This window comes from Natrinema ejinorense, assembly GCF_002494345.1.
In the GTDB taxonomy this organism is placed as follows: Archaea; Halobacteriota; Halobacteria; order Halobacteriales; family Natrialbaceae; genus Natrinema; species Natrinema longum.
This window is the reverse complement of sequence record NZ_NXNI01000001.1, coordinates 2748001-2761664: the sequence shown is the minus strand read 5'-3', so window position 1 is coordinate 2761664 and position 13664 is coordinate 2748001. Positions and strand designations below refer to the sequence as shown.

Sequence of the window (13664 nt, the reverse complement as noted above, 5' to 3'; positions counted from 1 at the left end):
GCGTCGACCCCGCTACTCAGAACGGTTTCAGTACCGATTCGACCCGATCGCGCGCCGTGCCAGCGAGGTAGCCGCCCGCTGCGCCCACGCCGGCCCCGACGGCACCGCCGGCAGGTCCGGCGACGCCGCCGACTTTCCTGCCCAGTTTCGCCCCCTCGGCCGCGCCGCGCGAGGCGTGTTCCGATCGAAGACACGGTGGCTCGAGTGATGGCATCGGCAGACGATTCGGGCCAGTGACACATAATCCTTCGTCCGTCGGTCACCGGTTCACGTATCGTTTTGCTCGGCGCCGTCATACGCTCGAGACGATGATGGCGACTACACACGTGTTCGCCGGGCTCGCGGTCGTCGCGCCGGTCGCATACGTCGCTCCCGAGTTCGCGGTCGCGCTCGCGGTCGGTGCGATTCTCGGCGGACTGGCTCCCGATTTCGATCTCGTCGGGACACACCGGCGGACGCTTCACTTTCCGGTCGGCGGGCTCGCAGTCGCCGGCCCCGCCGTCGTCGTCGCCGCCGTCGTTCCCTCGAGTACGACCCTCGCCGTCGCTGCCTTTGCCGGGACCGCCTGGCTACACGCTGTGAGCGACGCGGTCGGCGGCGGCCCCGAAATGGACCCGTGGAACGAGCGGACCGAGCGTGCGGTCTACGACCACGTCCGCGGGCGCTGGATTCGACCACGGCGATGGATTCGCTACGATGGCGCCCCGGAAGACGCCGCCCTCGGCACTGCGCTCGGAATACCGGCCCTCGTCGTCTTCGAGGGCTGGCTCACTGCCGTTATCATCGGTAGCCTCGCCGTCTCGGTGGTCTACGCACTGTTCCGTCGTCGCCTGGTTGCCTGGACGCCAGACTGGCTCGATTGACTGTGGGCCGACCCGTCGGTTACGGCGACTGTCTCTCGGCTGGAAGTCGGAACGCTGATACGCCCGCTCGCCAAGCGACCCCGTATGGTCGACGTGCTCGCCGCTCGAACGATACACCTGGTCGTTGCGGCCCTCTGGGCCGGCAGTGTCTGCTTCGTTGCTGCCGTCGTTTTGCCGTTGGCACGCGACGGCGCGTTCAACACGACCCACCCGCTCGAGGTTATCTCGGGGAAGTTGACGACGATTTCGCGGGTGAGTTCGGTCGTTCTCTTGCTTTCGGGCGGCCACCTCGCTGGGAATGCCTACACGTTCGGGTCGCTCTTCGGGACGACCAACGGTCGGCTGGTCGTCGCGATGGTCGCGCTCTGGTTGATCCTGACCGCGCTCGTCGAGATCGGCGCAAAGCGGTTCGAAACCGGGCTCACCGGGAAGAAAATTCGAGAGCCGGCTCGCGATTCGCTGCCGATGTTTCGGGCGGCAGCCGTTACGGCGATCGCACTGTTAGTCGTTGCAGGCCTGCTCTCGGCCAACGTCGGCCTCCTCCTGTGACATGCAAGACGGCTGTCCGGTTTTTCGACGCCGAACCCGTTCGAAATCAACATTCTTGCGAAAGATACTTAGTCAGTTACTGTAAGATAGTCGGTAATGGTTAGGGGTAAAGATCTGGCCCTGTCGCTTCTCGCGGTAGGGATGGCTGCCGTGGCTGGCTACGTCCTCCGATCGGAACAGTCAGCGGCCCGCACATCGCGATCGAAGGCAAACCTCGGCGCACGCGTCATCGTTCCGGAAGACGTCCCGGCGGACGCGACAGTGATCGACGCATCCGCACAACGCCTCGGCGAGATTCCCGGCGCGCGGCGAGCACTCGACCGCGCGATTCACAACAGCGCACGCGACGAGTGGGAACACGTCACGCTCGAGCGCGATGGCGCCTGGTCTATCGTCGACCGCATCCGACAGACGTTACCCTACTACGACGCCGACGACGACGAGTACAACGGCGTCTACGTCCAGTACGACGATCGAATCGTCGTCCTTGATGCGATCGGCTGGGCTCATCTCGAGGAACCGATCGCGTAGCTTTCTGTGCGGTCCTGACGGCGACGTCTCACCCGTCGTAACATTAATCACCACCGGCTACCTCCGTTGGTCTGTCAGTGAGCCGCTCAGGCCAGCGTGTCGTCTTCGTCGGCGGCGACTCGACGCCGCCGCGCGATCTCGCGGTCGCGTTCGACGTGGTCGCAGTGCGTGATCGAACGGCGGCCGTCGACTCCCTCGAAGCGACCGCCGTGAGTTGTGTCGTCGTCGACGGAACCGAGGCCAATCGCGTCGACACCGTCGCGGCGATCCGCGAGGCCGCACCGTCTGTCCCGATCGTTTACACGACGGAGCGGCCGGACGGAACCGCTGCGGCCGCGGCAACGCGTGCCGGGGCGACCGAGTATCTGGTCCGGACAACCGACGCAACGCTCGTCGATCGCGTCGTAGCGTTGTCGCCCGAGCCGCTCGCAATCGGACCGACCGACCCCACGTCACCCGATCGCGAACACCCTGCTGGCGGGTACATCACTCCCAGCGATGCGATCGTCGGCCCCCGCCATGCGGCCGTCGTCACCGAACTGCTCGAGACGACGCGAGCGTTGTTTTCCTGTGAGTCCCGTGTGGCCGTCGCAGATATCGTCGTCGACGCCGCCGAGCGGGTTCTCGGGTTCGACGTCGTTACCGTTCGGCTCTTCGATGCGGACACGGCGGCGCTCGTCTTGACCGGCGCATCCGATCCCATTAGGGAACTGTTCGACGAACGCAAACGCGTCGGGATCCACGAGAGCGCGATGGGAGAGGCGTTTCGCAACTCGGAGCCGGTCGTCATCGACGACGGGCCGCCTCCCTCGTCCGGGGCACAGTGGGCGACCGAGCTGTTCCGCAGTACGATGTGCGTTCCGATAGGCACCCTCGGCGTCCTCAACGTCGGCTCGCCGATCAGCTGTGCCTTCGACGACTACCACGTCGAGCTCGCACAGCTGTTGACCGCCAGCGCGGCTGCCGCACTCGAGCGATCCAACCGCCGCGAGGAACTCATGCGCTACGAACAGGTCCTCGAGACCCTCGAAGGGATGGTGTACGCGGTCGATACGGACGGGCGATTGACACTAGTGACCGACCCGCTCGCCGAGCGGCTGGGATACGACGGCGAACAGCTCATCGGCGAACCCGTCTCGCTCCTTTTCGACGACGAATCGTACGAGCGTGCAGTAGAGCGCGTCGATGAACTGCTCGCGGAGCCACAGCGTGACAACGCTCCCTTCGAGGCGACCTACGTCACCGCCGACGGCGAGCGGTTTCCCGTCGAGATCGAGTGGTCGCTGTTAGCCCGCGACGAGGCGGAGATCGAGCCCGAGACGTTTCGTGGGATCGTCAGCGTCGTCAGGGACATCACGCAGCGAAAAGAGCGCGAACAGTACCTCCAGGTTCTCAACCGGGTCCTCCGACACAACCTCCGAAACGATCTCACCGTCGTCATCGGCTACGCCGAACTCCTGTGTGAGCGACTCGACCATCCGGAGCTCGCGACCGCCGCGGACACGCTCCGGGAGACCGCGACCGATCTCGCCCGTACCAGCGAGAAGACGCGCGCGATCCAGTACGCGCTGGACCGGGACAGCGACCTCCAGCCGATCGACGTCGCCGACGTCCTCGAAGTCGCCATCGACGAGGCCGATATCGACGACGGTACCCTCACGGTCACGACGCGTGGCGACTGCCGAGCCTGGGCCGATCCCGGATTGAGGCTCGTCGTCGACAACCTCCTCGAGAACGCAGTTCGACACACGGGACCCGAACCGACCATCGATGCCGCTGCCGTTCGGGAGGGCGATCGGGTTCGGCTCTCGGTCTCCGACGACGGCCCCGGCATTCCGCCCGCGGAAATCGGCGTCATCACCGGCGAGAGCGACATCACACAGCTCACCCATAGCAGCGGACTCGGCCTCTGGCTGGTTCGGTGGATGGTCGACAGCTACGGCGGCACCGTCTCCTTTGCACAGTCAACGCTCGGCGGGAGCCGCGTCGAAATCGCCCTCGAGGCCGCGTCGACGGATGCGACCGACTCGGCGTGAGACGGTCTCCTGTCCGTCAGTGCCGGCGGGACCGGGACCGTCCTGCGGTCCCACCGGGACATCGGGACAGCAAACCGTATGACTCGTGCGCTCGTGGACGGCCGACCGCCGATCGGACTGCGCTCGAGCCACGAGCGGGCCGTCACCGGTTCCATCGCAGAACCGCAACCACTACGACAGCGGCCGGCCGACGCCTATCCATGCAACTGGGCGTAATCGGACTCGGACGGATGGGACAGATCGTCGTCGAGCGGTCCCTCGCAGCGGGCCACGATGTCGTTGCGTTCGATCTGGACGAGGAAGCCGTCGCGACGGCTGCTGACGCGGGTGCCGCCCCGGCCGCCTCGATCGACGATCTCGTCGATCGGCTGGGTGCGGAGAAGCGCATCTGGCTGATGGTCCCCGCCGGCGAGGCGGTCGACGTCACCCTCGAGGAACTCGAGACTCACCTCGACGGCGACGACGTCGTCGTCGACGGTGGGAACTCTTACTTCGAGGACTCCGTCCGCCGGGCCGAGTCCTGCCCTGCGGCGTATCTCGACTGTGGCACCTCCGGCGGCCCCGCCGGCGCGGAACTCGGGTTCTCCCTGATGGTCGGCGGTCCCCAGTGGGCCTACGACGAGTTCGAGCCAGTCTTCGATGCGGTCGCGACCGGTCCCGACGGCCACGGCCGGATGGGGCCCGCCGGCTCCGGCCACTACGTCAAGATGATTCACAACGGCGTCGAGTACGCCCTGATGCAGACATACGGTGAGGGCTTCGAGTTGCTCCACGAGGGCCGGTACGATCTGGATCTCGAGAACGTGGCCTCGGTCTGGAACAACGGCGCGGTGATCCGCTCGTGGCTGCTGGAACTCTGCGAGGAGGCCTTCCGCGAGGAGGGCACCGACCTCGGTACCGTGGCCGACCGCATCGAGGGCGGCTCGACCGGCACCTGGACCGTCCAGGAAGCCCTCGAGCAGGAAGTTCCCCTGCCACTGATCTACACCGCGCTCGCCGAACGGTTCGGCTCGCGGGCCGATGACGGCCGCTTCTCGCGGCGACTCGCGAGTCGGCTGCGATACGGCTTCGGTCGCCACGAAGTTCCACGCCGCGAGTAGCGGCCGCTCGAGTCGTTTCGGATCCACGGCTCGCAGGGTGACTGGCGATACGGTATGGGGCCGCCCCGCCAATTCGCGGTCCCGCGTGTGATCGGTCTATAGTGGCAACAAGCTATTCGGCAGTTGCTCCCGAAGTGACCGCTGATGAGTGAATGGATTCCCACACGCTTCCCGTGAGTTCGGTCGAGTTCTATCGAACGCTCGTCGAAAACGCCGCCGAGGGAATGCTGACGATCGACGAAGACAGCCAGATCGTGTACGCGAATCCGGCTATCGAAGACATTCTGGGATACACTCCCGACGAGCTCGTCGGGAGTACCAAGATGAAAATCATTCCGGAGCGCCTCCGTCCGGTCCACGCCACGGCGCTCGAGTCCTACGTACAGACGGGAGCGCGAAACATCGATTGGGGCGGCGTCGAACTCCCGGCTCTGCACAAAGACGGGCACGAAGTGCCGACGCTCATTAGCCTCCGAGAGCACGAGCACGACGGCGAACGCTACTTCACTGGCATCGTTCGAGACATCACCGAACGGCGAGAGCGGGAAGACGAGATTCACGAACAGAAAGAACGGCTCGACCAGTTCGCGGATATCCTCGCACACGACATCAGAAACCCGCTCTCGGTCGCACAGGGGTACACGGAGGTCGCCAAACAGACACACGACGCTCCCGTGTTAGCAGACATCTCGGACGCACTCGATCACATCGATGCGCTGGTCGACGACGTTCTGGTGCTCTCGAAGACCGGACAGACGGTCGGGGAACGCGGTCCATGCAGTGTCGAACACAGCGTCCGCGAATCGTGGCAGGCCGTCGAAACACGGCACGCGGAATTGCGAATCGAAACGCCGATCGGGACGATCAGGGCGGACGAAAGCCGGTTCCGGGAACTTCTCGGGAACCTCTTTCGGAACGCCGTCGAACACGCCGGGGCGGACGTGATCGTCCGCGTCGGTCGACTCCCCGACCGCGATGGCATCTATATCGCCGACGACGGACCGGGAGTTCCCGACTCGGTCCGGAACGACATCTTCGAACACGGCTACTCGACGCGGGAGGCGGGAACCGGGTACGGGCTCTCGATCGTGAAACAGATCGCGGAGGGCCACGGCTGGGACGTCTCGGTCGCCGAGAGCGAGCACGGCGGCGCACGGTTCGACGTCCACGACATCGAATTCGTCGACGGGGCCAAACGCTAGAGATCCGCGTCGCGAAGCTCGAGGTCCGCGACGATCTCGTAGGGGTGGGCGTCCTTCCGGATGCCGTCGAGAATGGTAAAGGCCTGCCCGGGTTCCAGGAAGTGTTCGGTGACGACCTGTCCCAGCGGCGTGGGTTCGAAGCCGTCGATGAAGTCGTACTCGAGGAGCTTCCCGATGGCGTGTTTCGTGGGGACCTCGCCGAGCATCCGATCGTTGAGCGCCTTCGCGGCCTTGCCCCCGACCGTGATGTTGGCCAGCGTCTCCTCGACGGCGGCGGCCTCGTCGTAGTGGGTCATGACCGACTCCATCTCGCCTTTGAGGAGCTTGAACGCGACCTCGTCCTCGGTCATCTCCATCGAGTTGTGGTAGGCGGTGTCGGGTTCGACGAGGACGTACACTGTCCCCTTGTCGTGGTAGTCGGGACGGCCCGCGCGGCCGAGCATCTGGTGGAACTCCTGGACGGAGAGCCACTCGATACCCATCGCCAGCGAGTCGAAGACGACCTGCGAGGCCGGGAAGTCGACCCCGGCCGCGAGCGCGGCGGTCGTGACGACGGCGGACAATTCCTGCTCGCCGAACTTGCGTTCGACCTCCTTCCGGCGCTTGTAGTCGAGGCCGGCGTGGTAGGGTGCGGCCGAATAATCGAGCTTCCGGCTGATCTCGTGACACCGCCGCCGTGAGTTGGTGAAAATGATGGTCTGGCCACGATACCCCTTCGAGGACTCGCTGTCGAACTCGCGTCTGACGAGTTTGTTCTCGACGCGGACTTTCTCCTGGCCGTCCGCGAAGGTGACGTGGCGCTCGATCGGCACCGGCCGTTCCTCGAACTCGATGAGTGTCGCCTCGAGCGCCTCGGTGAGCTGTTGGGGATTGCCGACGGTCGCCGAGAGGTAGACCCACTGTGCGCCGCCGTAGTCTTCGCGGCGCTTGGCGCGTTGTTCGCAGGTGTACTTGAGTCGCGAGATCAGGCCGTCGAGTCGGTGGCCCCGGTCCTCCTCCTTGAGGGTGTGGACCTCGTCGATGACGACCGTCCCGATGTCGCCCATGTCCTTGCCCGTCCGCAGGGCGTGGTCGATCCCCTCGTAGGTGCCGACGATGACGTCGGCGTTGGGATCGAACCGTTCGCCCTCGTCGGCGACGCGGCTCGCGCCCACGCGAATGGAGACATCGACGAGGTGGCCGTACTCCTCGGTGAAGTCCTCGTACTTCTGGTTGGCCAGCGCGACCAGCGGGACGAGAAAGAGCATCGTCCCCTTGTTGTTCAATACGCGATTGATACCGGCCAGCTCGCCGACGAGGGTCTTCCCGGTCGCCGTCGCGGAGACGACGAGCTGGTCGTCGCCGTCGAACAAGCCGTGTTCGACCGAGAGGCTCTGGACCGGCAGCAGGGTATCGAACCGGTCCTCGAGCAGGTTCTGTAGGCCGGGATGGAGGGAAAGCGAGTCGGTCCGAACGGGGTCGACCTCGTCGGTCGTCGCCGAGATGGTATCGAACTTCGTCAGGTCCGGATCGAGCTGTCCCTTGAGCAGGTTGACGATTCGCTCGAGATCCTGGACCTCCATCATGAGGTCCTCGAGACGGTCTTTCGCAGCACCCGAGACCTTGCCGCCGCCCGAAAAGGACAGCTGGCGCTCGAGTTCCTGTCGAGCGCAGTCCCGGCAGATCCAGTCGTTGTCGTCCTTGACGGCGGTCTCGGTCGTGATCGGCGAGTATCGGCCCGCTGAAGCACAGTACCGACAGGTCCGGACGGTCTTGACCTTGTCCTCGAGCTGGTACCCCCCGAACATCTCTCGGAGATCGCGCCGTCCCTGCGCGGAGGTCTGTTCGGAGATGCGCAGCCGCTTCGCTCGTCGGGCGAGCTCGACGAACTCGTCGGGCTGGCGCGGTTCTTCGCTCGAGCCCTGCTTCAGTCGGAACTTCGCGGGGCGGGGCCCGGCAGACGTTTCCGAAAGCCCGAGTTTCGCGCGGAAGAGCCGTTTGCCGTCGCGCTCGACGACCACGAGATAGTCGTCGCCGGTCTCGTGGCAAAAGATCGTTTCGACCTGCTGGACCTGCTTCGACACGATACCTGATAGACGGGTGGCGTACTTGAGCGATTCGGACTCGAGCGGGACAGTCGTGCGAGCAACTCGAGACCCGATTCCGTGCCCGCGGTCACCGACTATCGGATCGGACGAACAGGGGCAGCGTATCGCCTCGAATGCTCGTCGATGACTGTCGAACAGCTAAAACTCGCCGGTGACGATGTCGCCGACCTGCTGGGGATCGTAGAGTTTCTCGTCGACGTCGTAGAGCTGTTCGGCCGCTCGCTGGGTCAAGACGAGGTTGAGGATCGGCCCCTGTTGGAATCCGGCCTGGTACACCTCGTCTTCCTGAACGGCGGTGAGGTCGCTCGCGACGTTGTGGTCTCCCAGCTTCTCGTCGATCGTCCGCTGGAACTCCTCGGCGGAGATGGTGTTTTGCCCCCGGATCAGGATGACTTCGGGATCGATCTCGAGGAGCCGTTCGTAGCCGACCGTCGCTCGCGAGTTGAGGAAGTCCTCGACGCCGGCCTCGGCGAGGGCGTCGTGGACGCCGAGATCCCGCCACTGTTTGTAGCTCGTCCCGTCGTCGATCCGGTAGGGATAGAACCCGTCCCACTCGGCTGTCGGGTACAGAATCGCGACTTCGGGGCGGTCGTCTTCCGGGGGGACGATGTCGTCGACGTTCGACTGGAACTCGTCGTGGAGTTCCTCGAACGCTTCGTAGCGCTCCTGTTCTTGGAAGACCTCGGCGAGTTTCTCGAAGGCCTCGTACATCGTGAGGAACTCGTGGTCGTGCCAGTCGTATGCTGTCGAGAAGATGCTGTTACCGAAGAAGGGCGTTCCCGTCGCCTCGATCCGTTCGATTTCGTCTTCGTTCCACGTATCGCTCCGTCCCTTGAGGAACTCGGGATCCATGACGAACACGTCCACGTCCTCGCTCAGCGACATGAAGTCCTCGGGAACCAGCTCTCCGTTTTCCCAGATTCCCTTGATATCGCTCGTATCGACGCTTACGTCCGGGATTTCGTCGTAGTACCGGGTGTGGAAGCGACTGGTGAGGTACACCGCTTCGGGGGGTTCCTGACCCAGCGCAATCCCCATGTCGGCCCAGCCTCCGTTGTTGGTGGCCCACGTCTCGGGAACCGACTCGAACTCGACGTCACCGACCGGTGGCATCGACACGGTGTAACTCTCGGATTCGTCCGACGGCTCACCGTCGGCTCCGATACAGCCGGCCAGTGCGCTGACGCCGGCGATCGCCCCACTCGTTCGAAGAACGCTACGTCGCGTCCAGGTCCGTTGGTCACTCATCTACTTTTAGGCTCACCTAAAAATATAAAGCTCTTCCGACTGCCGCCGCCCCCATTACCGTTCCGGCAGCGCTCGCTTGGGGAGTACCTGTAGTTCGGGTTCGTACTCGACGGTGGCCTCGACACCGAACACGTCTGCGAGTAGCTGCTCGGTTACCACGTCTTCGGGCGGCCCCCAGTCGTAGAGTTCGCCGTCGCACATCGCGACGAGATAGTCCGCGAAGCGGGCCGCCTGCGAGATATCGTGGAGGATGACCGCGACGGTCACGCCCTTCTCCTCGTTGAGCTGGCGGATCGTCTCGAGCACGCGGAACTGGTGGTGAACGTCGAGAAACGTCGTCGGCTCGTCGAGGAGGAGGACGTCCGTGTCCTGTGCGAGCACCATGGCGATCCAGGCGAGCTGTTTTTGCCCGCCACTCAGCTGGCCGAGCTCGGTGTCGCGAATCTGTTCGATTCCGGCGAGTTCGATCGCACGTTCGACCGCCCGACGATCTTCCTCGCCGACGCTATCGAAGAAGCCCCGATGGGGGTAGCGGCCGTGATAGACGAGATCCTCGACTGCGATCGAGCTGAGCGAGTCGTTCTCCTGTGAGAGGACGCCCAGTTCGCGTGCCAGTTCCTTCTGACTGAACGAGTCGAGATCCTCGTCGTGGATCCGGACCGTTCCAACGTCCGGCTCGAGGTGGTTCGAGAGCGCCTTCAGGAGGGTGCTCTTCCCGCTGCCGTTCGGGCCGACGAGTGCGGTCACCGCCCCGTCGGGGATATCGAGGCGCGCACAATCGACGATGGTCTCCTCGGTCGCGGGATAACTGAGTTCGAGGCTATCACCAACCAGTGCGCTCTCGATCGCGACACCGTCGTCGTCGGTAATCCGTCGCCGTTCTCGGTCTGACTCCTGTCGTGTATGTGCCATTATAATTCACCCATCGATTGCTGTTTGCGCATCAGGTAGAGGAAATAGGGGCCGCCGATCAGGCCGGTCACGACGCCGACTGGCATCTCGCCGCTGTCGAGTGCAAGCCGCGCGACGGCGTCGGCGGTGACCATCAAGGCGGGACCGGCGAAGACGCAGCCGACCATCAGTCGTCGGTAGTCGCCGCCAACCGTATTCCGGACGATGTGGGGGACGACGAGCCCGAAGAAGCTGACGACACCCGCGACGGAGATCGCGGCGCTGGCGGCGAGAATGGCGACGGCCGAGAGGAAAAATCGGACGCGTTCGACGCGCATCCCGAGCGACCGTGCGGTGTTCTCGCCCAGCATGAGCACGTTCAACTGGCGCGCACCGGCGAGTGCGATCCCGATCGAGATCACAGCCGGGATGATTGCGATCCGGACCTCTCCCCACCGGGTGCCTGCGAGCGAACCCGTGATCCAGGCGACCGCCGTCTGTACGACACCCAGATCGTCCGCGAAGAAGAACAACCCCTGCTGGAGGGACTGAAAGACCATGTTGACGATCACGCCCGCGAGCACGAGTCGGATGGGGCTCGTCCCGCCCTTCCAGGCGATCACGTAGACGATCACGAACGCGAGCGTGCCACCGACCGCAGCGATCACCGGGAGGAACGGCGCGAAGCCGGTAAAGACCACGAGCGTCGCTAGAACGGCGAATCCGGCCCCGGAGCTGACCCCCAGCACGAACGGACTTGCCAGTTCGTTTCGCGTCACGGCCTGAAAGACCGCCCCGGAAACCGCGAGCGTCGCACCGGCGATGATGCCGACGAACACGCGCGGCAACCGAAGCTCCCAGACGACGAGACTGTTCCTGCCCATCCGGGGAAGCTCCGTATCGAGCAAGAACGCGGACCAGGCCTCGAGATTGAAAATGACGGCGGGGTCGAACACCGTCCGTACGACCTCGCCGGCCGTCATCGAGTATGGTCCGAAGAATACCTGTACGAGCCCGGAAACGACGGTGACGGCCGCGCTCGCCAGACAAAAGAGGACTAACGTCGCCGTCATCCAGCCCTCCCGTCCGCTGGCGGCTGGGTGCTCACCGACCGACTGCGCTTCTGCCATCTTATTTTAGGTATCCCTAAAAGAGGTATAGTAGTTACGATTCCAAGAGGGCATGCCACCGACTGGTCACAGCCGATCCGCTCCAGCCGCCGGTTCGATCCGCAATCGGCAGGTCTCGTCCGATCCAGCGCGCCCGCTCTTACTCGAGCAGTTCGATCTCGTCGTCTCCGTTCGGGACGGCACAGATGAACGCGCCCCGCTCGTCGCTCTCGTTGCGGTACCAGTGAACGGTTCCGGCGGGAATCAACAGCGAGTCACCGGCCTCGACCTCGTACTCCTCGTCGCCGTCGACGGCTTCTTCTCGCGGGTGCTGCCCGCTCGAATGGTCCGCGGAGCTTCGCTCCGCGCTATCGCCGTCTGCTCGATTTGCCTCCGGCGCATCGCTGATCCCGACCGTGTACTTCCCCTCGAGGACGTACTGTTCGTGCTCGACGTCGTTGGTGTGTTTCGGTACCTCGCCACCGGCCTCGAGGACGAACCGACGAATCGCGAAGTTCGGCGCGCCGTGGTCGTCGGCGATGAGGACGCCCTTCGAGAGGGCCTCGGCAGCGTCGACCGTCTCGTATTCGATCTCGTTGCTGCGCCGCAGTACTGGCTCGGTCATAGCCCAAATCGGTGCTCGAGCCCCAAAACTGTCCGGTTGCGACTCACACTGCACACACCCGGTGCCTCGAGGACCCGCTTGACGTACGGGGACGACCGCTGCAGCCGACAGACCGCCGGCTCGGAGCCCACCGCTTTCTGTGCGATAGCGGCGACGCTGCTCGTAGCCCGGCTCGCGCGGCGACAGCGCAGTCGCTCAGAAATGGATAAAATACTGCAGTCAAGTGCCGATACCGTTTACGAATTCCGCCTTACAGGCGCTCGACGTTCGTCGCGCGTGGGCCCTTGGGGGCCTGCTCGATGTCGAACTCGAGCTCCTGTCCTTCTTCTAGGTCCGGGCCGCCGATGTCTTCCATGTGGAAGAACACGTCGTCGTCCGCGTCCTCAGTCTCGATGAATCCGTAGCCGCCAGTGTCGTTGAAGAAATCAACGGTTCCTTTCGCCATTGCTTCTAAAGAGAACGGCCGGGGAGTGATAAACCCTGCGACTCGAGACGAGCACCGAAATAGGTCGATACAGTACGTAACAGTCGATAGATCCCGCGATGTACGACGGAATCAGATGCCATCCCCGCCCTCGAGTCGCTGGACAGAGATGGCGATGAAATACACGAGCATGAACAGGAAGAATCCGACCGAGAGCCCGACCAGTTCCACCGTTCCCACGCCGTCGGGGTTGATGAGGGCAAAGGCTGCCAGCCCGACGACGAACACGGCGATGATGAAGCCGCCGATGGCGTAGTAGAAGCCGATATCCGACTCGAGTCGCTCACGCATGCCTGTCCCTTTCGGCTCCCAGTATAAGTATTCGGAGCCTTGGGAGCCGAAGTACCTTATAGCCGCCGCGGCAACGAACGCGCATGGCGGAGTACGAGCTGGACGCGGTCGACCGGGAGATCCTCTACGCGTTACAGGAGGAGGCGCGAAACCTCTCCTCCAGCGAGATCGCCGACCGGACCGACGCCTCCTCGAGTACGGTCCGCAAGCGCATTCAGCGACTGGAGTCGGAGGGCGTCATCAAGGGATACAGCGCGAACATCGATTACACGAAGTCCGGCTACCCGATCCGGATGCTGTTGTTCTGTACGGCACCGATCCCGGAGCGGGGGGAGTACATCGACGACCTGCTCGAGATATCGGGCGTCGTCTCGGTTCAGGAACTGATCACGGGCGAGCAGAACCTCCTCGTGACCGTGGTCGTCGAGAACGACAGGGAGATCACACCGATCGCACAACGGATCGCGGACATGGGACTGACGATCACCGACGAAGTACTCGTTCGCAGCCACCGATCGACCTCGTTCGACGAGTTCTCTTCCTAACCAGTCCGTCGAGGGGGCCGGTCCCGACGAACGGCTCGGCAAGTCCGGGCTCGCGGTCCTCATACCGACAGCCGGCGGCGACTCCGTGATGTGATTTTACCCG

Annotated in this window: 15 protein-coding genes; 7 read left to right on the top strand and 8 right to left on the bottom strand. The window is 64.1% G+C overall.

All coding sequences use genetic code 11. The features are described 5' to 3' along the window. Positions 1-16: 16 nt before the first annotated feature. Entirely contained in the window at positions 17-214 is a 198-nt protein-coding gene (locus tag CP557_RS13765; protein WP_097380432.1) for a hypothetical protein, read from the bottom strand. 94 nt (positions 215-308) lie between these two features. Between CP557_RS13765 and CP557_RS13760 the strand changes: the two genes are divergently transcribed. The 6 genes from CP557_RS13760 (at position 309) to CP557_RS13735 (ending at position 6281) form a co-directional block, all read left to right on the top strand. Further along, complete coding sequence (locus CP557_RS13760) at positions 309-863, top strand: hypothetical protein (protein WP_097380431.1); 555 nt, start codon at positions 309-311, stop codon at positions 861-863. An 84-nt stretch (positions 864-947) separates the two neighbouring features. After that, positions 948-1412: a copper resistance protein CopD gene (locus CP557_RS13755; RefSeq protein ID WP_097380430.1), complete on the top strand. Its 465-nt coding sequence runs from the start codon at positions 948-950 to the stop codon at positions 1410-1412. 96 nt (positions 1413-1508) lie between these two features. Beyond that, the gene (locus tag CP557_RS13750; RefSeq protein ID WP_097380429.1) at positions 1509-1943 is read left to right on the top strand and encodes a hypothetical protein; all 435 of its coding nucleotides are present in this window, start codon (positions 1509-1511) and stop codon (positions 1941-1943) included. A gap of 77 nt (positions 1944-2020) precedes the next feature. Next, positions 2021-3979 (top strand): sensor histidine kinase, encoded by a 1959-nt coding sequence (locus CP557_RS13745; RefSeq protein ID WP_097380428.1) that lies wholly within the window; start codon positions 2021-2023, stop codon positions 3977-3979. A gap of 200 nt (positions 3980-4179) precedes the next feature. Continuing rightward, positions 4180-5079, top strand: a complete 900-nt coding sequence (gene gnd, locus CP557_RS13740) for a phosphogluconate dehydrogenase (NAD(+)-dependent, decarboxylating) (protein ID WP_097380427.1) — start codon at positions 4180-4182, stop codon at positions 5077-5079. 152 nt (positions 5080-5231) lie between these two features. Next, a complete protein-coding gene (locus CP557_RS13735) occupies positions 5232-6281 on the top strand; it encodes a two-component system sensor histidine kinase NtrB (RefSeq protein ID WP_097380426.1) in 1050 nt (349 codons plus the stop codon). On the opposite strand, the gene CP557_RS13730 is transcribed toward CP557_RS13735, so the two are convergent. The 7 genes from CP557_RS13730 to CP557_RS13700 form a co-directional block, all read right to left on the bottom strand. Further along, a complete protein-coding gene (locus CP557_RS13730) occupies positions 6278-8344 on the bottom strand; it encodes a DEAD/DEAH box helicase (protein ID WP_097380425.1) in 2067 nt (688 codons plus the stop codon). The two genes, CP557_RS13735 and CP557_RS13730, sit on opposite strands and share 4 nt — an antisense overlap. Positions 8345-8506: 162 nt before the next feature. Continuing rightward, positions 8507-9616 carry an ABC transporter substrate-binding protein gene (locus CP557_RS13725; RefSeq protein WP_097380424.1) on the bottom strand — a complete coding sequence of 370 codons (1110 nt, stop codon included), beginning with the start codon at positions 9614-9616 and terminating at the stop codon, positions 8507-8509. A gap of 54 nt (positions 9617-9670) precedes the next feature. Beyond that, positions 9671-10528 carry an ABC transporter ATP-binding protein gene (locus CP557_RS13720; protein ID WP_097380423.1) on the bottom strand — a complete coding sequence of 286 codons (858 nt, stop codon included), beginning with the start codon at positions 10526-10528 and terminating at the stop codon, positions 9671-9673. Next, complete coding sequence (locus CP557_RS13715; RefSeq protein ID WP_097380422.1) at positions 10528-11637, bottom strand: FecCD family ABC transporter permease; 1110 nt, start codon at positions 11635-11637, stop codon at positions 10528-10530. The genes CP557_RS13720 and CP557_RS13715 overlap by 1 nt, the downstream gene beginning before the upstream one ends. Positions 11638-11776: 139 nt before the next feature. Further along, the gene (locus CP557_RS13710; RefSeq protein ID WP_097380421.1) at positions 11777-12241 is read right to left on the bottom strand and encodes a cupin domain-containing protein; all 465 of its coding nucleotides are present in this window, start codon (positions 12239-12241) and stop codon (positions 11777-11779) included. Between the two features lie 250 nt (positions 12242-12491). Next, positions 12492-12686, bottom strand: coding sequence for a cold-shock protein (locus tag CP557_RS13705; protein WP_005554588.1), 195 nt, complete (start codon positions 12684-12686; stop codon positions 12492-12494). Between the two features lie 111 nt (positions 12687-12797). Further along, entirely contained in the window at positions 12798-13016 is a 219-nt protein-coding gene (locus CP557_RS13700; protein ID WP_097380420.1) for a hypothetical protein, read from the bottom strand. An 83-nt stretch (positions 13017-13099) separates the two neighbouring features. On the opposite strand from CP557_RS13700, the gene CP557_RS13695 reads away from it, so the two are divergent. Continuing rightward, positions 13100-13561: an Lrp/AsnC family transcriptional regulator gene (locus CP557_RS13695; RefSeq protein WP_097380419.1), complete on the top strand. Its 462-nt coding sequence runs from the start codon at positions 13100-13102 to the stop codon at positions 13559-13561. Positions 13562-13664 lie beyond the last annotated feature (103 nt).